This is a genomic window from Maribacter litoralis (genome assembly GCF_902506355.1).
GTDB lineage: Bacteria > Bacteroidota > Bacteroidia > Flavobacteriales > Flavobacteriaceae > Maribacter > Maribacter litoralis.
Genome location: NZ_LR733271.1, coordinates 3,822,840 through 3,842,496 on the forward strand (window position 1 = coordinate 3,822,840; position 19,657 = coordinate 3,842,496).

Annotated in this window: 18 protein-coding genes; 8 read left to right on the top strand and 10 right to left on the bottom strand. The window is 35.9% G+C overall.

What is annotated here, in order from left to right:
* Positions 1-178 precede the first annotated feature (178 nt).
* Positions 179-2,587, top strand: a complete 2,409-nt coding sequence (locus EXIGUO8A_RS16150) for a TonB-dependent receptor (RefSeq protein ID WP_407658216.1) — start codon at positions 179-181, stop codon at positions 2,585-2,587.
* A gap of 4 nt (positions 2,588-2,591) precedes the next feature.
* Positions 2,592-3,431, top strand: coding sequence for a DUF4249 family protein (locus tag EXIGUO8A_RS16155; protein WP_159303951.1), 840 nt, complete (start codon positions 2,592-2,594; stop codon positions 3,429-3,431).
* A 271-nt stretch (positions 3,432-3,702) separates the two neighbouring features.
* On the opposite strand, the gene EXIGUO8A_RS16160 is transcribed toward EXIGUO8A_RS16155, so the two are convergent.
* From EXIGUO8A_RS16160 to EXIGUO8A_RS16170, 3 genes are all read right to left on the bottom strand, one after another.
* Positions 3,703-5,052 carry an ApeA N-terminal domain 1-containing protein gene (locus EXIGUO8A_RS16160; RefSeq protein ID WP_159303952.1) on the bottom strand — a complete coding sequence of 450 codons (1,350 nt, stop codon included), beginning with the start codon at positions 5,050-5,052 and terminating at the stop codon, positions 3,703-3,705.
* Positions 5,053-5,272: 220 nt separating this feature from the next.
* Entirely contained in the window at positions 5,273-5,746 is a 474-nt protein-coding gene (locus tag EXIGUO8A_RS16165; protein WP_159303953.1) for an SRPBCC family protein, read from the bottom strand.
* Between the two features lie 379 nt (positions 5,747-6,125).
* A complete protein-coding gene (locus tag EXIGUO8A_RS16170) occupies positions 6,126-6,878 on the bottom strand; it encodes a DUF1853 family protein (RefSeq protein ID WP_159303954.1) in 753 nt (250 codons plus the stop codon).
* Positions 6,879-7,594: 716 nt separating this feature from the next.
* Between EXIGUO8A_RS16170 and EXIGUO8A_RS16175 the strand changes: the two genes are divergently transcribed.
* Both EXIGUO8A_RS16175 and EXIGUO8A_RS16180 read left to right on the top strand, forming a co-directional pair.
* Positions 7,595-8,746, top strand: a complete 1,152-nt coding sequence (locus EXIGUO8A_RS16175) for a vWA domain-containing protein (RefSeq protein ID WP_159303955.1) — start codon at positions 7,595-7,597, stop codon at positions 8,744-8,746.
* Between the two features lie 18 nt (positions 8,747-8,764).
* Positions 8,765-10,234, top strand: coding sequence for a MoxR family ATPase (locus EXIGUO8A_RS16180; protein WP_159303956.1), 1,470 nt, complete (start codon positions 8,765-8,767; stop codon positions 10,232-10,234).
* 58 nt (positions 10,235-10,292) lie between these two features.
* On the opposite strand, the gene EXIGUO8A_RS16185 is transcribed toward EXIGUO8A_RS16180, so the two are convergent.
* From EXIGUO8A_RS16185 to EXIGUO8A_RS16200, 4 genes are all read right to left on the bottom strand, one after another.
* Positions 10,293-11,789: a sensor histidine kinase gene (locus EXIGUO8A_RS16185; protein WP_159303957.1), complete on the bottom strand. Its 1,497-nt coding sequence runs from the start codon at positions 11,787-11,789 to the stop codon at positions 10,293-10,295.
* Positions 11,786-12,484, bottom strand: a complete 699-nt coding sequence (locus EXIGUO8A_RS16190; RefSeq protein ID WP_116768975.1) for a response regulator transcription factor — start codon at positions 12,482-12,484, stop codon at positions 11,786-11,788. Before EXIGUO8A_RS16190 ends, EXIGUO8A_RS16185 begins: the two co-directional genes overlap by 4 nt.
* A gap of 243 nt (positions 12,485-12,727) precedes the next feature.
* The gene (locus EXIGUO8A_RS16195; protein ID WP_116768976.1) at positions 12,728-13,210 is read right to left on the bottom strand and encodes a hypothetical protein; all 483 of its coding nucleotides are present in this window, start codon (positions 13,208-13,210) and stop codon (positions 12,728-12,730) included.
* Positions 13,211-13,328: 118 nt separating this feature from the next.
* Positions 13,329-13,763 carry a hypothetical protein gene (locus EXIGUO8A_RS16200; protein ID WP_159303958.1) on the bottom strand — a complete coding sequence of 145 codons (435 nt, stop codon included), beginning with the start codon at positions 13,761-13,763 and terminating at the stop codon, positions 13,329-13,331.
* A 105-nt stretch (positions 13,764-13,868) separates the two neighbouring features.
* Here EXIGUO8A_RS16200 and truA point away from each other — a divergent pair, with 105 nt between their 5' ends.
* The 3 genes from truA to EXIGUO8A_RS16215 all read left to right on the top strand — a co-directional run bounded on the left by truA (position 13,869) and on the right by EXIGUO8A_RS16215 (position 16,504).
* Positions 13,869-14,654, top strand: a complete 786-nt coding sequence (gene truA, locus EXIGUO8A_RS16205; RefSeq protein WP_159303959.1) for a tRNA pseudouridine(38-40) synthase TruA — start codon at positions 13,869-13,871, stop codon at positions 14,652-14,654.
* Positions 14,655-14,688: 34 nt separating this feature from the next.
* Entirely contained in the window at positions 14,689-15,783 is a 1,095-nt protein-coding gene (gene corA, locus EXIGUO8A_RS16210) for a magnesium/cobalt transporter CorA (protein WP_116768979.1), read from the top strand.
* 184 nt (positions 15,784-15,967) lie between these two features.
* Positions 15,968-16,504 carry a hypothetical protein gene (locus tag EXIGUO8A_RS16215; protein WP_159303960.1) on the top strand — a complete coding sequence of 179 codons (537 nt, stop codon included), beginning with the start codon at positions 15,968-15,970 and terminating at the stop codon, positions 16,502-16,504.
* Between the two features lie 69 nt (positions 16,505-16,573).
* On the opposite strand, the gene cysM is transcribed toward EXIGUO8A_RS16215, so the two are convergent.
* Both cysM and epsC read right to left on the bottom strand, forming a co-directional pair.
* The gene (gene cysM / locus EXIGUO8A_RS16220) at positions 16,574-17,458 is read right to left on the bottom strand and encodes a cysteine synthase CysM (RefSeq protein WP_159303961.1); all 885 of its coding nucleotides are present in this window, start codon (positions 17,456-17,458) and stop codon (positions 16,574-16,576) included.
* Positions 17,451-18,242 (bottom strand): serine O-acetyltransferase EpsC, encoded by a 792-nt coding sequence (gene epsC / locus EXIGUO8A_RS16225; protein ID WP_116768982.1) that lies wholly within the window; start codon positions 18,240-18,242, stop codon positions 17,451-17,453. The genes cysM and epsC overlap by 8 nt, the downstream gene beginning before the upstream one ends.
* A gap of 94 nt (positions 18,243-18,336) precedes the next feature.
* On the opposite strand from epsC, the gene EXIGUO8A_RS16230 reads away from it, so the two are divergent.
* Complete coding sequence (locus tag EXIGUO8A_RS16230; RefSeq protein ID WP_159304515.1) at positions 18,337-19,017, top strand: DUF2461 domain-containing protein; 681 nt, start codon at positions 18,337-18,339, stop codon at positions 19,015-19,017.
* Here the strand turns inward: EXIGUO8A_RS16230 and EXIGUO8A_RS16235 are convergent.
* The gene (locus tag EXIGUO8A_RS16235; RefSeq protein WP_116768983.1) at positions 19,009-19,413 is read right to left on the bottom strand and encodes a glyoxalase; all 405 of its coding nucleotides are present in this window, start codon (positions 19,411-19,413) and stop codon (positions 19,009-19,011) included. The two genes, EXIGUO8A_RS16230 and EXIGUO8A_RS16235, sit on opposite strands and share 9 nt — an antisense overlap.
* Positions 19,414-19,657: the final 244 nt, after the last annotated feature.

The following is a 19,657-nucleotide window of genomic DNA, read 5'->3' on the forward strand; positions in this document are numbered from 1 at the left end:
GACAACTAAAATTTATGATAGTTGCATTAGGTACAATTTATTTAAACTAATAGGTTTGTAAGTTAGTACGATTCACTAGGCAGAATGTTACCATTTCTATAAAACTTTCTTTGGCATGCAACCTTTTAAAAAGTTTGTTGTCAATTAGAAGTGTTCATCAATCAATTAAACAAATAGCATGGTTAAAAAACAAAAACAACAGATGCACTTAAGGTGGTTAAAGCCAGTGGCGATGCTTCTGTTACTAATTACGGGCATGCAATTACATGCTCAAGAAAATTATACCATTAGTGGTAAAATTACCGACATTGACAACGGTGAAACCCTTTTTGGGGCTTCCGTTTTTTTAGAAGGTACTAGTATTGGTGTAGTGACCAATGAATATGGTTTTTATTCCATTACTGCCCCAAAAGGCGAATATCGCTTACTCATTACCTATATGGGGTATGCTGATATTAAACAGGATGTAAACCTGAACAGCAACCAAAACATCAATTTTGAAATTTCTGAAGTTTCTACCCAATTAGATGAAGTAGAGGTAACGGCAGAGGAGTCTGAAATAGCCGTGCTGCGTAAACCCGAAATGAGTGTTCTTAAAATGAACATTGAAACCGTAAAGCAAATGCCGGTGGTTTTGGGCGAAGTAGATATTCTAAAGTCCTTACAAATGCTTCCGGGTGTTACCAATAATGGTGAAGGTACCGGCGGGTTTCATGTGCGTGGCGGTGCTGGGGACCAAAACTTGGTGCTGTTAGACGAGGCTATTATTTACAACACATCGCACATGTTCGGTTTCTTCTCGGTCTTCAATGCAGATGCCATAAAAGATGTAAAACTGTATAAAGGTGGTATTCCCGCACGTTATGGTGGTCGTGTTTCTTCGGTTTTAGATGTGAGACAAAAGGATGGAAACAGCAAAAGGTTTGCCGCCACAGGTGGTATTGGTATTATATCTAGCCGTATGGCACTTGAAGCTCCGTTATTCAAAGAAAAGGGCTCTTTTTTAATTGCGGGTAGACGTTCGTATGCCGATCTATTACTGAAAGCTGCCGGACAGGATAACAGTGTTAGCTTTTACGATTTAAACCTTAAAACGAATTATAAGATCAATACGAACAACCGACTTTTTCTTTCTGGATATTTTGGTAGGGATGCTTTTGAGCTGGGAGAAAACTTTAGCAGTTCGTATGGTAACTCTACCGCAAACCTTCGCTGGAATCATATTTTTAACGAAAAACTGTTTTCTAATCTTTCCCTTATCTATAGCAAGTATGATTATGAGTTGGGCATTACTTCGGCGGAGTTTGATTGGGTGTCGTCCATTACCAATTACAATATTAAATATGACCTAAAATACTACTTCAGTGATAAGTTCAAGCTAGATTTTGGTGCAAGCGGTATTCACTATGAGTTTGACCCCGGTGAAATTATACCAACGACCGAAACATCATCGGTCAACCCTTTGTTATTGGATAAAAAGAAAGCTTTGGAAACGGGAGTGTATGTAAATGCAGAGCATAAATTAACGGAAAAATTGACCGCACAATACGGCTTGCGCTACAGTGCATTTTCTAGGCTCGGTGGTCAACCTATGACCGAATATGAGAATGATCAACCTGTGGTCTACAATTCTGACTTGGGTATTTACGAGCGTGGTACGGCAATAGGGGAGACGGTTTATGAAAAAGGTGATGCCATTAAAACCTTTGGCAATTTAGAGCCTAGGGCGTCTTTGGCATATACCATAAATGACAATTCTTCTTTAAAAGCGGGCTTTTCTAGGGTGGCGCAGTACATTCATTTATTGTCCAACACCTCTTCTGCTACGCCGTTAGATGTTTGGGCACCTAGCGGACAGTATATTGATCCGCAATTGTCTAATCAATATGCTTTGGGCTACTTCCGTAATTTTAAGAACAAAGCCTATTCTATGGAGGCGGAAATCTATTACAAGAACACCGATAATAGAATCGATTATATAGATGGTTCAGACCTTATTGGTCAAAATACCATTGAAACCGAAATACTAAAAGGGGAATCTAGAGCATACGGATTGGAGCTATTGTTCCGTAAGAACGAAGGTAAATTCACGGGATGGATTTCTTACACCCTTTCCAAATCTGAACAGCGTACCCCTGGTGGAAATGCTGGCGGACTCGGTATTAACGATGGTAATTGGTACAACACGCCATATGATAGAACTCATGATGTTTCTATTTCGGGGTCGTATAAATTAAACGATAAATGGAGCTTTGGTACCAATTTGGTTTTTCAAACGGGTAGACCGGTTACGTATCCTAATGGTCAATATGAGTATGAGGGTGTTTCCATAGCCAGTTATTCCGACAGAAATTCCGATAGATTGCCGGCGTATCATCGTTTAGACTTATCGGTGAACTATAAACCGAACAGAAAACCAAATGCAAAATTAAAAGGTGAGTGGGTATGGGGTATTTACAATGCCTATAACCGTAAAAATGCGGCATCGGTTTCCTTTGGTCAGAATATAGAAACAGGAGCCAATGAAGCTACTAGAACCGCCATTTTCGGTATTGTACCATCCATTACCTATAATTTTAAATTTTAATTCCATGAAAAACTATATAAAACTATTGCTAGCCCTGTTCACGGTTTCTTTAACCGGCTGTGAAGATGTTATTGATGTTGATGTACAGACCGATACTTTACGCTTGGTGGTAGAGGCTTCCTTAGATTGGGAAAAGGGAACTACCGGTAATGAGCAGTTAATTACCCTACGTACGTCAACACCTTTTTTTGAAACCGAAAGCACCAATGTTACAGGGGCGGAAGTTTCTGTAACCAATAACGCTACGGGAGAAGTCTTTCTTTTTACCGACCAGAATAACGGCACATACACCACAAGTACTTTTGAACCACAATTGGAAGCGACATATACCTTAGAGATTTTGTATGATGGCGAACGATATATTGCCGAAGACACCATGAACCCCGTGCCTGATATTACCGATATTTACCAGGATACGGAAGACGGATTTGATGATGAAACCATTGAGTTACATATCGTATTCACCGATTTTGAGGAAGAGGGCGATAATTACCTTTTTAAGTTTGAAAGACCTCAAGACCTGTTGCCGACATTGGAAACAGGCGATGATGAATTCATTAACGGTAACGAGGTGGATTGGTGGTATGAAATTGACGATGATGAGGACGAGGAAATAAAACCGTTATTACCTGGCGATGTAGTAAATATCAGCATGCACGGTATTTCTAGATCATATTTTAACTATATAGATATTGTTATAGACCAAATGGGCGGCGTAGGTATTTTTGAAGCTACACCAGTTGATGTAAAAGGAAACTGCATTAACACTACCAACCCAGATAATTACGCCCACGGCTATTTTAGGGTTACACAAACCAATAAAGTGACGTATACGGTACAGTAGTAGGAGTACAGATATTAAAAGAAAAACCAAGCGCTAAAGAATTTAGGGCTTGGTTTTTTAGTTTATATTGCTACCGTATTTGGGTTATAGTTATTTATGTTTTGATTACAATTTAATATCAAAAATGAGGTAAATATTATTGTCGTGAGTTTCTTTTAAATTGTTGGCATCTTTTTGGCTTTGGCAAGTAAGGCAGGAATTATACACATACCTTTCGGTTTCACCCTAAAGTCCGCATAACGTTTAGGTTTTGTTACCTGCTGTACTTTTTTTAGCCTAAATTGTATTTAAGTCCATCCTCAAAGTATTTAGAATCAATTCCAATATGATTCAATAAGCATGATATAATGATTGCTCTGTTTTGCCTAGTTAATTCTGAAAGCTCTTTACCCTTGAGTGCATTTTTCTTTTTCCTAATGTCGTAATGAGTGTAGTAATTTCGGTTTTCAGTTGTTATACGAGCGAATTTATTGACCTTAGGTACATTGTGTTCAATAAAATCATTTGAATGTTTTTCAACTAATTCTTCGATTCTAATTTTTAAATTAGGTTCGTTACCCATTAGTCGTTGTTTAAGCCAATTTAAATCCTGCTCTTCAAGCTTTACTTGGGTTATGATATTTGAAACTAGTTTTTCAAATTCATCTTTTGGTATTCGGTCATTATTAAAATGAATTCTATGATAACTTTCAAGAGCTCTTACTGTATCTATAAATTTATCATTGGTAAACCTGTATTTGTCTTTAAAATGATTTAGAATTAAGAATATTACTTCTTCTGTATCCTCGTAAAGATTATACCAATTTTCAATTATTTTTGGAAATTCGGTTGAGATATCTTCAAAACTGACGAGATGTTCAGCTCTATTTCTAAGCCTATGCCTTTTGTTGTAACTAGTGTGATTATAGAAGCATTTGATATACTTGTTTCTTTCTAATGAAAAGGTTTTTCTTTTATATTTATCATCACTTAATACAATGCTTTGCGGGTAACTTTGTTCGAAAGTAACAATAGTAAAAAAGCCAATTACCTTTGAAATATCTCTCAAAATTAATTCATAGTGTTCGCTTTTAGAATATTCCAGAGTTATATACGCAGCTTCTTTCAGTTCAATGGAATTATAAGGACCATTGGTTGTAATAGGTCCATCAAAAGTAATTTTACCTTCGCAATTTTCTCTTAATTTGAATTCAATTTTGGGTATTTCATCATATTCAATTTTATATGATTTTGATTGATTTTTTATATTAACCTCTAATCCTGTAAGGTTTAACCATTGGAATAAATTAAAAACTCTGAATATTACTTTTGAAAATTTTATTTCTGAAGATTCGGTGAAATGATGACCTTCAAGTATTATTGAAGGGGTATATTTTCCAATAATTATTCCATTATGACTTGTTTTCGTACTGCTGTACCAGCTGTTGATTAGGGTTATATCTCCATTAGTAGTTTTGCCTAGAATAATTTTCTGTTCATCACGGTCAAAAAATGGTTGATTAAATGTCCCAAACAATTCTAAACTTGTTCCTTGTTCAATATCGAATTTAAGAGTGCCATTAATCCAATTTTCATCGTTCGGTAATTTCCATTCTCCTTTATGTTCAAATTTTGAGGTCATCTTAGTATTGCAGCTAACGGTTGAGCTAAGCGTAGTGCGGAGGCAAGGAAACTTTTCGTTTCCGTCTGCACACGAAGCTAAAGCTTATTGTTTGGTTTTATTTTTTCTTGTTCAAAGCTAAATCCATAAGATTTTGCGACTTTATAAATATACGCAGACCTTTGGTTTTAGCCCTAAAGTTCGCATTACGTTTAGGTTTTGTTAGCATGCGTACTTTTTTCTACGCAACAATTTTTTTCCATTTGTCCGTTTCCGCAAAGTCCTTCACGATTCTATTCCGTTCTGCTAATAAGTCCGTCATATATTTTAGCAAGAACAGCTTGTCTGCTAACTTACCCAAGATTCCAAAAGGAGATTCATAATCAAAATAATCCGTCATCAAAGTCCCGCCATTTAAGTCCTCAAAATGATGTTCGTGTCTGAAACCTTTGAAAGCTCCTTTAACCATTTCATCCACAAACAGATTTGGACGTTCAAATTCAGTAATCTTTGAAGTAAGCAGTTGATAAATCCCAAAGTGTTTTGCTCTCCAAGTGACGGATTCATCAATTCCAATTAATCCACTAGTTTTTCCAGCGATTGCAGTTTCGTTTGTATGTTCGGTAGAGATTTTATGTAAATCAATACTCCTTGATAAGTCGAATACGATTTCCTTACTTGCTTTGATTTCTGTTCGTAATTCAATTATTGGCATGCCTTAATAATTTCTAATAATCAGAATTACTCCCCAAAGTATTAAAAAAACCGCGACACCCCAAGTATTAATAAGGACACCCCATGAAGCAAGTCCATGCTTGTCCATTTTGAAGGATTCTTTTTTATTAATCTGATAAAGGCAGATTAATATTCCTAAAATTAAGAAGAATATTCCCGTGTAAATCGGATAGGTGTCAATCGTGTTTATAAAAATGTTTTTCAATTTATTCACTTATCAGTATGTATGCTAACAATTGTATATGTACACAATTGCACATATTCCATCTATAAAAGTAATCTAATTCCCACCCACATAAAAAAAGACCTATCAACAGTTATTAACAGGTATTTGTGGTATATAAACTAAGAAATAATGCTTACCACCATACTACGAAGAACTTCTCAAATGTGGTGTTGTTTTTCTTCATCCAAACCATGGGAGCACTGTTGTTTTCTAAGCGTTTCGTAATAGCAATGGTAACTTCTTCGTGTGTGCGCCAATCAACAGCGTCTTCAGGGTCTACTACCCATTCACCTTTCGTGGGAATATAAAAATGATGTGGTGTAAAGTCAGCCGTAAGAAACTCCGCCATCCTTAACCAATAGCCCACAATGCAATTTGGATTTACTAGAGAAATGGGCAATGGAGCGCTATTAAAAGGTTTAAAGAGTTGGGCTTTATAGCATACCTGTTGCGTTATGGTAGCGGTGTCAATTCCTTTTTCCAACAATACCGAACGCCCAACGGGCGTATGCAGTAATGAAAACTGGTTGTTCTTTATCTTTTCTAACTTGGTGTAAAAAGCATCGCGTCGGTTGGGTCCGATCAGTTGGTGTATGGGTTCTTTTATTTCTGTGTCAATAATGTAGAATTTATAAGTGAGTTCTACATGTATCAGCTGCTGTGTGGCGGTTTCTTGAACAATAAAATCTATTTCACCAATGGTCTGTTTTTCCTCCCGTATCGGTAAATTATGCAATAGCACTTCATACTCCGCACTTGCATCTAACAACTGCTTGCACACATATTCCATCCTGTGCCCCAACCGCAATTTCTCAGGAATGGGACTAGGTACAAAACCGTCTATCACCACCTCCGGAAACTGAAACTGAGGCACACCAAACTGCACACCTTCCCATAACGGGGGAGTACTTAAAAAGCCATGTATCTGTTTGATTAATGTTTGTTGCTGGTTGATAGCGTATTTTTTTAGTTGTTGGTTGTTGGTTGTTGGTGTTTTGTTTTTCGCTAATCGCTAATCGCTAATCGCTAATCGCTAATCGTTGTTCGTTAATCGTTGTTCGCTAATCGCTAATCGTTGCTCGTTAATCGTTGTTCGTTAATAGTGTTTGTTGAAATATCAATACTGCATACTGATTCTAAATACTGAATACAGAAACTGCCTACTGAAAACTGATACTGCCAACTGATTGGTTTCGTTAATCGTTAATCGTTATTCGCTATTGTTATATTGTGGCTACTTAAACTGCATACTGAAAACTGATACTGCCAACTAAAACTGCCAACTGATTATTGCTAATTGTTTATTGTTATTGGTCTCCCGTAGTCGAAGTTACCTTTTAAAACGCTATGCGCAAAACGCCGCGCGCCTTTCGCTGATCGCTTACATGCATTGCAATTTGTATCTTAGGTACACGAATTAAACAGATTGGTTTGTATTTCAAAAACTTCTCGTAAAGCCGAATTCTTCTCCGTCACAGACAAAACGCTATGCGAAATGCGCAAAGCGTCCAGCGTATTCCAACAACCATCAACCAACAACCAAATACGTTAACATTTCCCAAAAGGCGTGGGCATCCAACGTAAAAGTGTTAATTTTATAATATGGCTATGAATATAAGAAAAGGGTTCCGCTTTGAAACTTACGAAGCACCCGAACAATCTATTTTTGATAAGCTGTTTGATATTTTTCAAGAGCTTATTACGCATACTTCTGGCGATTTCGACGAAGCGATCGATTGGTTACGCGAACTGGACAAGGAATATGAATTGACGACCGAAGACTATACCATTGACGACTTTATAGAAGATCTTAAAGCAAAGGGTTACATACGCGAAGAGTTTAAAGATGGAGGTGGTAATGGTGAAGATGGGGAAGAAGGTTCCGGTGGAGGAGATATTTCTATTACCGCGAAAATGGAACGTATAATACGTCAGCGTGCTTTAGACCAAATTTTCGGAAAACTAAAACGTAGTGGTGCCGGTAACCATAAAACAGGTAAATCGGGACAAGGAGATGAGCATACGGGCGACCTTAGGGAATACCGTTACGGCGATGGTCTGGAAAACATATCTATGACCGAGAGTCTTAAAAATGCCCAGATTAATCATGGTGTAGGCAGTTTTCATTTAAGTGAAAATGACTTGGTGGTAGAAGATACCCAGCACAAAGCGCAAATGAGTACCATACTTATGATCGATATTAGTCATAGTATGATTTTGTACGGTGAAGATCGAATCACTCCTGCTAAAAAAGTGGCGATGGCTTTGGCAGAGCTGATTACCACTAGGTACCCAAAAGATACGTTGGATATTTTGGTTTTCGGTAACGACGCATGGCCCATACCCATAAAAGATTTGCCGTATTTACAAGTAGGTCCCTATCACACCAATACCGTTGCCGGTTTGCAGTTGGCGATGGATATGCTCCGTAGAAAACGTAATACCAATAAGCAGATATTCATGATTACCGATGGTAAGCCCAGTTGTTTACGCATGCCAGACGGTACGTATTATAAAAACAGTGTGGGGTTAGACGATTTTATAGTTGAGAAATGCTACAATATGGCGCGACAGGCTCGTAAGTTGCATATTCCCATTACGACATTTATGATTGCCCAAGACCCGTATTTAATGCAGTTTATTCGCCATTTTACAGAGGCTAATAAAGGCAAGGCATTCTTTACAGGATTAAAAGGTTTAGGCGAAATGATATTTGAGGATTACGAAGCAAATAGAAAAAAAAGATTGAAATAAGAAAAGAGAATACATCATATGAAATTAGATTATAAAAACATACATACACTTGGGGAGTTGAAAGCTGCCGGATACCAAACCAAAAGTGTAAAAGATGAGTTGCGAGACAATCTTGTAGAAAAAATTAAAAAGGGCGAAGATGCCTTTACAGGTGTTTGGGGTTATGAAGATTCGGTAATTCCGGAATTGGAGCGTGCTATTCTTTCCCGTCATAACATTAATTTATTGGGACTTCGTGGTCAGGCGAAAACACGTTTGGCGCATTTAATGGTGAATCTATTAGATGAGTATATTCCCGTTGTAGAGGGTTCAGAAATCAATGATGACCCCATGAAACCGATGTCCAGATTTGCCATGGAATTGATCAAAGAAAAAGGCGATGACGCTCCAATTACCTGGATGCATAAGAGTGAACGTTTTGCCGAAAAATTGGCTACGCCCGATGTTACCGTGGCAGATTTAATTGGAGATGTAGACCCTATAAAAGCGGCAAACCTAAAATTGTCTTATGCAGATGATAGGGTAATTCACTTCGGGATGATTCCCCGAGCCAACCGTTGTATTTTTGTAATCAACGAGCTGCCCGATTTGCAGGCACGTATTCAGGTTTCTTTATTCAATATTCTGGAAGAAGGCGATATTCAAATCCGCGGATTTAAATTGAGATTGCCTTTGGATATTCAGTTTGTATTTACTGCAAACCCTGAAGATTACACCAATAGAGGGAGTATCGTTACTCCGCTAAAAGATAGAATCGGGTCTCAGATATTAACGCATTACCCAGATGATATTGAGATAGCTAGAAAAATTACCGAGCAAGAAGCTAAGTTAGATTCTAGACAAACAGATGCTGTTTATGTTCCGGATTTAGCAAAGGACCTGTTGGAGCAAATTATATTTGAAGCTCGTGAAAGTGAGTATGTAGATGCTAAAAGTGGTGTTAGTGCGCGAACCAGTATTACCGCTTTTGAAAACTTATTAAGTACTGCAGAGCGTAGGTCATTATTGAACGGTGGAGACCATACCATGGTGCGTTTAAGTGATTTCTTGGGGATTATACCTGCAATTACAGGAAAGATAGAATTAGTATATGAAGGAGAGCAGGAGGGAGCCGATGGAGTTGCCGGTATTCTAATAGATGACGCAGTAAAGTCATTGTTTCCAAAGTATTTCCCGAAAATCAACAAGCTAGAGCGTAAAGATGAAGAAACGGTTTATGATGAACTGTTACATTGGTTCTTTCAAGGAGAAGGCTTTGAGTTGATGGACGATTTTACCGAAGAAGAATACAAACGTGCTTTAGACAGTATTCCTGCATTGAACAAATTGCTTAAAGAGCATCAACCAGATTATGATGCTAAAGATGTATACTTCTTGAAAGAATTGTTGTTATGGGGATTGGTCTCCTTTAAAAAACTGAACAAACAAAGATTCACCGATGGGTTCGAGTTTAAAGATCTCTATAGTAGTTTCTTAAAAGATATCTAAAATCAAAAAAGCCCTATTCATTACGAATAGGGCTTTTTCTCTTTCATAGCAATTTAATTCATTGCAATTGATAGGCGGGCAACTTAAAAATAAAGGAACTACCTTCATAGGGTTTGCTTAATACTACGATTGTGGTATCATGTAAATCCATTATTTTTTTGACAATGGCCAAACCTAAGCCTAAACCTCGTTTTTGGGTGGTTTTATCTACTTGTTTATACCTGTCAAATATAAAAGGTTGATCATTTATTGGTATTCCGCTACCAGTGTCGGTAATATTGATTTCTATTTGTTTGCCCATTTTTATTAGGCTCAGTGTTACTTTTCCTTTAGGTTCGGTATACTTGATTGCATTTTCTATTAAATTTTGCAACGCTCTTTCAACCAATCCAATATCGGCATAAACCATGTAGTTTTCTTCAGGATTGTCTAACTGTAAATGGATCTGTTTTTGTTCCGCCAGCAATTTGAATTTGGCAATAAGGTCATGAGAAAGTTCTGTAATGGAGAAGGGCTCTTTTATTGGGGTTACCTGTTCAGCTTCTAATTTAGAATACTCAAATAACTGATTGATCAATCCCGATAGTTTATCGATATTATCATGTGTGATCTGTAAATATTCCTCTTTTTGATTTTCGGTAAGGCTATCTTTTTTTATTTGTAGCGTTTCAATATATCCTTTAAGCACTGCTAATGGCGTACGAAGATCGTGAGATACATTGGCGATCAATTCCCTACGCAAGTTGTCTACGGACTTCATCTTATCCATGTTATCTACAATTGTATCTGCCATTTTATTAAAGGATAAGGCAACTACTTCAATATCCGATTGCTCAGGATTTTCAATTCTAATATCCAGGTCACCCTCTTGAAATTTGCGTACGGTCTGTGTAATCAACCTCAAATTTTTAGTCAAGAACCAAATACTCAATATGCCTATCAACGCAGCAAAAAGCATGGTCAATAATATTGCTCCAATACTCAATTTAGTAAAGTAGGAGCTAAATAAATTATCGCTGATCAAGGCAAGTTGCTTACCGGCAACTATAATGTAGATATAACCTTCATGCCCATCAATGGAAAATGGGGCAGCTGAGAATATATTTTGCTCATCAGGATTTAAGGGATCGTCTCCTAAAATAAATTCCTGTCCATTTGTGGCTATATAATCTTTTATAGGCTCTAGGGAGACCGATTTCATTGGCTCGTTGTCGTTATGCTCAAGAACAACGGAATAAAGAATATCTCCCGATTTATTTAATAGATACACCTCAATACCACGATTTACGGCCATCATATCGTGCATTAAGTCTCCAAAAAGCTTTTTGTTCACACTTCCGTCCTCTAAAAAAGGAGCTTCATTTTGAAACTTCTCTTGTATAACATGTTCGGCAACATTTGAATTTATACGTTGCGTTATTGCTTGGTTATAATTTAAAGTGAGGTAACCCGTAATAAAAATATAAGAGGCACCCATTAATACTATTAAAAGTATGAAAGCGAACCATAGTTTTTTGATCAACTTTGGTGTCAAGGTTTTTTCGTTGTCCATCATGCCATTATCTCTTCATTAAACTTATAACCAACACCCCATGTAGTTAAAATATAGGTTGGGTTAGCCATGTCTGACTCTATTTTGGCGCGTAATCTATTGATATGGGAATTCACTGTATGTTCATACCCTTCAAAATTGTAGCCCCATATCATATTCAGCAACTCCGTTCTAGTATAGTTTCTACCTGGGTTAGATGCCATTAAGACCAACAATTCAAATTCTTTGGGCGAGAGCTCAATTTTATAATCATCTACAACAACCTTTCGTTTGTCGATATCTATTTTTAAACCTTCTGCCATTATAATGGAAGTATCTTCCTGTTTTTTGCCAGATTCGTTGGTTCTTCTTAAAACTGCTTTAATTCGTGCCAATAGTTCTCTAATGCTAAATGGCTTGGTCATATAATCATCTGCACCAATTTCTAAACCTAAAACCCGATCTATTTCTTCAGATTTTGCCGTGAGCATAATTACCGGTGTGTTTTTGGTTGCACGTAATTTTCTACATACTTCTACACCGTCTAAACTTGGTAGGGTTAAATCTAATAATATGAGCTCGTAATCATTCTTTAAAGCGAGCTGAAGTCCTTCATCGCCATCCATAGCCATTGTGGTCACATAGCTAACATCAGATAAATGAAGCTCTAATAGCTTAATGATTTCAGGATCGTCTTCAATAATTAATATACGTTTCATAGTGGTTTACGAATTAAGATAAAAAGTATCACAGAAAAATCACATTGGTGATAAATTCGTTTGGTACATGGTTATTTTACTTAATAATAGGTCGAGTTTTAATGGGATAATTACAGCTAGTGAAAATAATTGTACTATTAAAAAAACAAATTAAGATGTTGATTGTTGCTGATAATCAGGTTTGTTTCAACAAAAAACCTCGATAATTACTTACCGAGGTCAATATATTTTAGGAATGAATTTTTATTTCCAGTGATCTACATGTTGGTTCATGTCATCGAACAAATACGTACCAACAATTTCTTTTCTATAAACCACGGCTAAAAAAGTAACCAGTAATAAAACGGCATATAAAATAAGTATTGTGAAGCCTAGGGGCAAGAATGTACTTGGTATCAAATGGTTTTCAAAATCTGAATAACTAAATAAAATGATAATCGTTTCTACCAGTCTATAGAGATACACTAATGATATAATATAAAGTATGTATTCTAAAGTGCGCATGGGCGGATCGCTAAGCTCATCTTCATTAATTTTAAACCATAAAACATATAGAAATACCAAATGAATAATGGATAACAACGGAAAAATATAATTGTCAATTTTAAAGAAATAAAACTTGTTGGTGTACAAGCCATAGAAACTAAATATGTTCAATAGAAACAATACAACGACAGATACGATCAAAGTACGTTTCCAGGTCAATATTCCTTTAATAGAATTCATAAAACTAAGTTTGCATGGTCTTGAGGGAACCATAATTTCATTTCAAGAACGGGTATGTTTTTGGTTTATTTTAAACAATTCGATGAACGGTTAACTTTGTTGTTCAAGTTCTAATTTTTTAGGCTAACCACCTCTTAATCATACTATACCTTATAAAGATAAGCAACAAAAAACTGGTCAAAAATATGACGGTAGGCATTTGCAGGCTAGACGGACCTATAACAACTAAAATATCGCTAAATAAGTAAAAATAGATCATTTGAATAAGGGTGCAAATAATTGAAATTAATCCCAACTTAAAAGCAATTGCTCTTTTAATGATAAGAAATATGGATGCTGCGGTGCCCGCAAAAACATCGATACCGAATACGATCAATAACCAAAAAGGACGATTTTTATAGATGTACCTTTCATCGTCGGTAAGAATGTTAAAAATTTCATCTGTTACAAAGTATTCGCTCAAGAACGATAAAATACCTGTAATGCTATAAAAGAGTGCAAATACAGATACTGCCCAAAACCACTTTGGAGGATTATCTAGATTATTTGTCATGAATAGCACATAAGTATTTGTATACGAACCAATTTACAAAAAACATGCTCATTACAAATATGTACATGTATTGATCATGCATAAAATGTAATTACTTTTGTACGTATGAAAAAACAGCGCTTTTGCTATTTGGTACGTCTGCAATATTTAGGGTTTCGGTATAACGGTTGGCAAGAACAACCTAAGATGCGAACCATTACGGGTATGTTGAACAAAACCTTTAAATTTATTTATCCTGATAAGCCATTTAAAATTTTGGGGGCTGGTAGAACAGATGCAAAGGTTTCTTCCTTAAATGGGGCTTTTGAACTTTTTGTAGAGGAAGAGCTTGAAAACTTGAATGAGTTTGTTTTGCAGTTCAATAGAAATTTACCCACCGATATTAAAATACTTTCCATAGCGCCCGTGAATCAAAAATTCAATATTATACAAAGTAGTAAATCAAAGGAATATTGTTATTTCTTTTCGTTCGGGTCTAAAAACCACCCATTCAGTGCTCCTTTTATTACCAATTATATGGATGAACTTGATATAGGTTTAATGAAAGAAGGAGCGCTTTTATTTACGGGTACGCATGATTTTTCAGTGTATACGGCCGGTTTAAAGGAAAATACCAAATCCGTTAGAAAAATTGATGCTTGTAGTATAGAGACCAACGATATGTTAACCGCTAATTTTTTTCCTGAAAAGAGTTATGTTCTAAAAATTAAAGGAGCGGGTTTTATGAGGTATCAAGTTCGTATGATCATGGGGGCATTGGTGCAACTTGGTAAGAATGAACTTAACTTAAAACAGATAAAAGCATCGTTACTTGCCGATTCCGATTTGAAATTGAAGACTATTGCACCGGGTTCTGGATTAATTTTAAACGAGTTACAGTTCAATAAATAGGTTGTTGTTTTAATATATTTATAAAAAATAGTACATGGCCGTAAATAAAAAGCTCAACTTTCCGAAACGCAAAAAGAAAAAATCTCGCCAGCAGAACAAGCTAGGAAAGGCACCGGGAACTATCAGTTATATGGGGGATAAGGAGCGTAGCGATAGTATTATTTATAGTACAACCTACAATGCCGATAGTTTTGAAACCAAGGAGTTCTCTAGCTTAGAACAATTCTTTAAAGAAGAACGTAACGATCAAACGTCATGGATCAACGTGGTCGGTATATCCGATGAACCTTTTATCGAAAAATTGGGTAAGCATTTTAATTTGAACCCATTGGTGCTAGAGGATATCGTGAATACAGAACAAAGGCCCAAGGTAGATGAGTATGACGATTATATCTTTGGTATTTTTAGAATGTTGTATATCTCTGAGGAAGAGGAAATTGTTGGGGAACATGTGGCATTGGTTTTACATGAGAATACCGTATTGGTCTTTCAAGAGGTAAAAGCAGACGTGTTTAACGGTGTTCGAGAACGTATAACAAGCAAATTAGGACGAATTAGGACAAGAGGTGCAGACTATTTATTTTTTGCATTATTGGATGCCATTGTAGATAACTACTTTTTAGCCATTGAAAATTTAAACAATAGAATTGAAATTCTTGAAGAAGAGGTGTACCAAAACCCTGAACCGGTTGTAGCTCAAAATATTCAGCAGCTAAAGAAAGAAATTTTAAAAATTAGGAGGTGGATATTCCCTGTCAAGGAATTGATCAGTAGACTTATTGATACCGAAAATACGCTGATTAAAAAAGATACCAAACTATTTCTTCGTGATGTGTTGGATCATGCCATTGAAATAAACGAAAGTTTACAAATTTATAGGGAAATGTCTATGAGTTTAATGGAAATGTACATGAGTAATATGAGCAACAAAATGAACGAGGTCATGAAAGTGTTGACCATTATGGCTTCTATTTTTATTCCTTTGACCTTCATCGCGGGTATTTACGGAATGAACTTTGATCATATGCCAGAACTTCACTATAAATATGGTTACTATGTTGTTTGGATTGTTATGATTCTTCTTTTTATAGGAATGATGATTTATTTTAAAAAGAAAAAGTGGCTGTGAGCTTTTTCTTTTAAAAAAACGAAAACCGATTTATCCCATTAAAGATAAAATTTTATGGGTCATTGCTACTGCCGCCTTTCATATATCTTGCTGGCATCTAAATTATTAGATGCAAAAGATTTCTAACAATTCTCATACAGCATGTTTTGAAATCTATTATGAACAAATAAAAATGTATATGAAAATGAAAGCAATTTATATGTCGATCGCTGGGTTGTTCCTTTTTACAGGAAGCTTAGCTGCACAAGAAGAAAATCAAGAGGTTTTAGATACAAAGATATCTAAATCTTACACAGTAAATGATGGAAACAAATTGGTTAAAAATACGGTAGAGATTACTACAAAACGATTAAATACCATTGAAAATGCTAAAGAAGATGAAGGAAAAATCGATCAGGCTAGGGTAGTGGACAGTGTTTCTACTATTATTAAAACCGTACAGATAGATAATGATGAAGATGATGCCTTTGATGAAAAAATAGTCTTCAGCTATGAATCTAAAACTCCCGAAGATTTTGTTCTAGTATCTAAAAACGACGAATTGGTCGTTGCCATGAACGAAGGAGATAATTTAAAGATTGTAGAAAACATCAATTTGAAAAGTAAAAAAATGAAGAACGATAAAACTACCTATGTTTTCACCAATGAACACGGGGAGAATTTAGAGTTTTTGGTTGAAGAATATAGTAAGCCAGACGATACAACTATGTTGAATAGATAATTGAATAGCGAATATAAAAAATGAAAAGAGCCGTACTTACGGCTCTTTTTTTATTCTGAATTTTATGAACTAGTCGAAAAGACTTGATGATAAGTAACGATCACCACGGTCACAGACAATTGACACAATGGTTCCTTTTTCAATTTCTTGAGCTAATCGTAAGGCTACAGTTGCTGCACCGCCACTGCTCATACCAGAAAAGATGCCCTCTTCCTTTGCTAGTTTTCTAGCCATTTCTTTTGCTTCAACTTCATTTACTTCCATAATTCGATCTACTTTCTTTGCATCGAAAATTTTGGGTAAATATTCTTCTGGCCATTTACGAATACCCGGTATACTGGCATTGTCACTAGGTTGCACCCCTACTATTTGAATATCGCTGTTCTTTTCCTTTAAATAGGTTGACGTTCCCATTATAGTACCTGTAGTTCCCATGGCAGAAACAAAGTGTGTAATTTCACCATGTGTATCGTTCCAAATTTCCGGTCCGGTAGTATTGTAATGTGCTTTCCAGTTATTTGGATTACCAAATTGGTTCATCATGATATAACCTTCATTCGCAACCTTGCTTTCCGCATAATCCCGAGCTCCTTCTATACCCACATCAGAAGATGTTAATGTTACCTTTGCACCGTAGGCTCTCATGGTCTGTACACGTTCTTTGGTGGAATTCTCTGGCATTACCAACTCAATATCTAAACCGTAAACCCCTGCTATCATTGCCAAGGCAATACCTGTGTTTCCACTAGTTGCTTCTATAAGCTTATCATTAGCGGTAAAATCACCATTGTCGTAGCCTGTTTTTATCATATTATAGGCAGCACGGTCTTTTACACTACCACCGGGGTTATGCCCTTCCATTTTAAAATAGACGGACACATTGGGGTTTGTATTCAACACTCTTGATTTTACCAAAGGGGTGTTACCAATGAGCGACAATAAAGAATTAGACATGGGGTATTGTTTTTATTTTTATTTCTGGTGTATGAAAAACGGTAGAATGTGCAGGTACAGAGGCTGTGATCCATGCGTTTCCTCCAATAATGCTATTAGCTCCAATAACGGTGTCTCCGCCTAAAATCGTAGCATTGGCATAAATGGTCACATTATTCTCTATGGTCGGGTGACGTTTGGTCTTTTGCAAGTTTTTTGCAACGAAAAGTCCGCCCAAGGTTACACCTTGATATATTTTTACATCGTTTTTAATAATGGCAGTTTCACCAATTACCACACCTGTACCATGATCAATATGAAAAGATTTTCCTATTTGTGCACCGGGGTTGATATCTACACCCGTTTGTCTGTGTGCATATTCCGTCATTAATCTTGGTACCAACGGAAATCCTGTTTTGTATAGTTCATGTGCCAATCTATATACGGATATTGCATAAAAACCGGGGTATGCCATATATACTTCCTCAATTGATAAAGAGGCTGGGTCACAATTAACGGTAGCTTCTGCATCTAAATTTAAGCTCTCTAAAACACTTGGCAATTGCTCAACATAATTTTCCCAGACCTTTTTACAAGGTTTATCACTTTCCCAACAAGCAAGGTCTACCAGTTCATCAAATTGTTTTTCCAATTCATCTAAACTATTCGCTACTGGTGTTTCAATATCGAACAGGGTGTAAAAAAGTAGATCCGTGAACTTTTCAGTATTTCTTTTTAATCGAAATCTTAAGTTAGGTTGCTTTTTGTGGGTATTAATCTTTTCGATAATAGATCGATGGTCCATGAGTTTGCATTAGTTCAGTAAAATTAACCAAATAACTAAAAGTACTTCTCATCTAATGGTTAACTTTAGCTTAAAATCACAAGAGTTAGGTCGTATGTTAGAAACGAATATTACAAAAAGTACTTTTCAATTTTTAAATTCACTTAAAAACAACAACAATAGAGACTGGTTTACAGAACATAAGCCTACTTTTCAAAAAGAACAGGAAAAGGTAAAAAGCTTTTTTAATCACCTATTGCAATTACTGAATACCCACGATGAAATTGAAAAATTAAAGGTTTTTAGAATTTACAGAGATGTTCGTTTCTCTAAGAACAAGACCCCATATAAAACCCATTTTTCTGCATCTTTTTCAAGAGCGGGCAAACATAGACGTGGTGGCTACTATTTACAAATAGCACCTGGCAACAGCTTTATAGCTACTGGTTTTTGGGCTCCGGAAAAAAATGATCTTTTACGTATTAGAAAAGAATGGGAATTGGATACTTCTGAATTGGTTGCGATTCTCAATGATACAAATTTTAAAAATATTTGGGGACCATTGGTCGGAGAGGAGCTAAAGACAGCACCTAAAGGATTTGACAAAGAAGACCCTAACATTGAATTTATACGAAAAAAGCAATTCATTTTTACAAAAAGCTTTACCAATGAAGAAGTCTTGTCAGATGATTTCGATGAACAGATAGACCAAGCATTTAAGGCTATAAGACCATATTTTGACCTTATGAGCAGTATACTTACCACCAATTTAAATGGAGAATCGTTATTAGACTAGCTCTAATTTATCAAAGTATTGAATTTGATCTTGAATTCTCTTTATGACCATGTTCATCATTCGTTTGTTTAAAGCCGATGAGTTTTGAATATAAATTTCATATTCTTCAACCGTAAATTGACCAATGATCATGCCTTTTAAAGAATTTCTGAACTTAATATCCTTTTGTATGGCTTTAGTGACATATTCTAAGCGTTTTTCAAGTTTTAACTCGTAAAACGTATTTTTCATTTTTTTGATGTAATTCTGAAAAGAGACTAGGAATAAATCGTTTTGTAACTTGAGTATGGGCCGTAATGTAAGATTTTGAAATCGTTCATCATCACTCATATTTGGCACTATTCTGGCAGATGCAATTAGAGGGCGAATTGACTGCAATTTCTGTGTCCTGTCCATTATGTATAGATTTTACTTAAAGGTACGTATTAGATAAAATTCATATACATAGCCAATAATAAGTTTTTAACCTGTTATGAACAATAATGCACGAGTCAATAATTGTATGCCCAAATTAGGGTTCTAGCAATTACGCCTTACAACAATTGTTAAAATGTAACTTATTTATTCTGCTAATGTTACAATTGGTAAATCGTACCCTAAAAGTGCTCAAAATTGTACTATTATTAAATTTCGACCTAAC

Coding starts and splice junctions, on each gene's coding strand:
- EXIGUO8A_RS16165 (WP_159303953.1), bottom strand. CDS start 5,746: ATGCCAATAATTGAATTACGAACAGAAATCAAAGCAAGTAAGGAAATC.
- EXIGUO8A_RS16195 (WP_116768976.1), bottom strand. CDS start 13,210: ATGAATTCTATTAAAGGAATATTGACCTGGAAACGTACTTTGATCGTA.
- EXIGUO8A_RS16185 (WP_159303957.1), bottom strand. CDS start 11,789: ATGATGGACAACGAAAAAACCTTGACACCAAAGTTGATCAAAAAACTA.
- corA (WP_116768979.1), top strand. CDS start 14,689: ATGGCCGTAAATAAAAAGCTCAACTTTCCGAAACGCAAAAAGAAAAAA.
- EXIGUO8A_RS16175 (WP_159303955.1), top strand. CDS start 7,595: ATGGCTATGAATATAAGAAAAGGGTTCCGCTTTGAAACTTACGAAGCA.
- EXIGUO8A_RS16200 (WP_159303958.1), bottom strand. CDS start 13,763: ATGACAAATAATCTAGATAATCCTCCAAAGTGGTTTTGGGCAGTATCT.
- truA (WP_159303959.1), top strand. CDS start 13,869: ATGAAAAAACAGCGCTTTTGCTATTTGGTACGTCTGCAATATTTAGGG.
- EXIGUO8A_RS16155 (WP_159303951.1), top strand. CDS start 2,592: ATGAAAAACTATATAAAACTATTGCTAGCCCTGTTCACGGTTTCTTTA.
- EXIGUO8A_RS16160 (WP_159303952.1), bottom strand. CDS start 5,052: ATGACCTCAAAATTTGAACATAAAGGAGAATGGAAATTACCGAACGAT.
- EXIGUO8A_RS16230 (WP_159304515.1), top strand. CDS start 18,337: ATGTTAGAAACGAATATTACAAAAAGTACTTTTCAATTTTTAAATTCA.
- EXIGUO8A_RS16180 (WP_159303956.1), top strand. CDS start 8,765: ATGAAATTAGATTATAAAAACATACATACACTTGGGGAGTTGAAAGCT.
- EXIGUO8A_RS16150 (WP_407658216.1), top strand. CDS start 179: ATGGTTAAAAAACAAAAACAACAGATGCACTTAAGGTGGTTAAAGCCA.
- EXIGUO8A_RS16215 (WP_159303960.1), top strand. CDS start 15,968: ATGAAAGCAATTTATATGTCGATCGCTGGGTTGTTCCTTTTTACAGGA.
- EXIGUO8A_RS16190 (WP_116768975.1), bottom strand. CDS start 12,484: ATGAAACGTATATTAATTATTGAAGACGATCCTGAAATCATTAAGCTA.
- epsC (WP_116768982.1), bottom strand. CDS start 18,242: ATGGACCATCGATCTATTATCGAAAAGATTAATACCCACAAAAAGCAA.
- EXIGUO8A_RS16235 (WP_116768983.1), bottom strand. CDS start 19,413: ATGGACAGGACACAGAAATTGCAGTCAATTCGCCCTCTAATTGCATCT.
- cysM (WP_159303961.1), bottom strand. CDS start 17,458: ATGTCTAATTCTTTATTGTCGCTCATTGGTAACACCCCTTTGGTAAAA.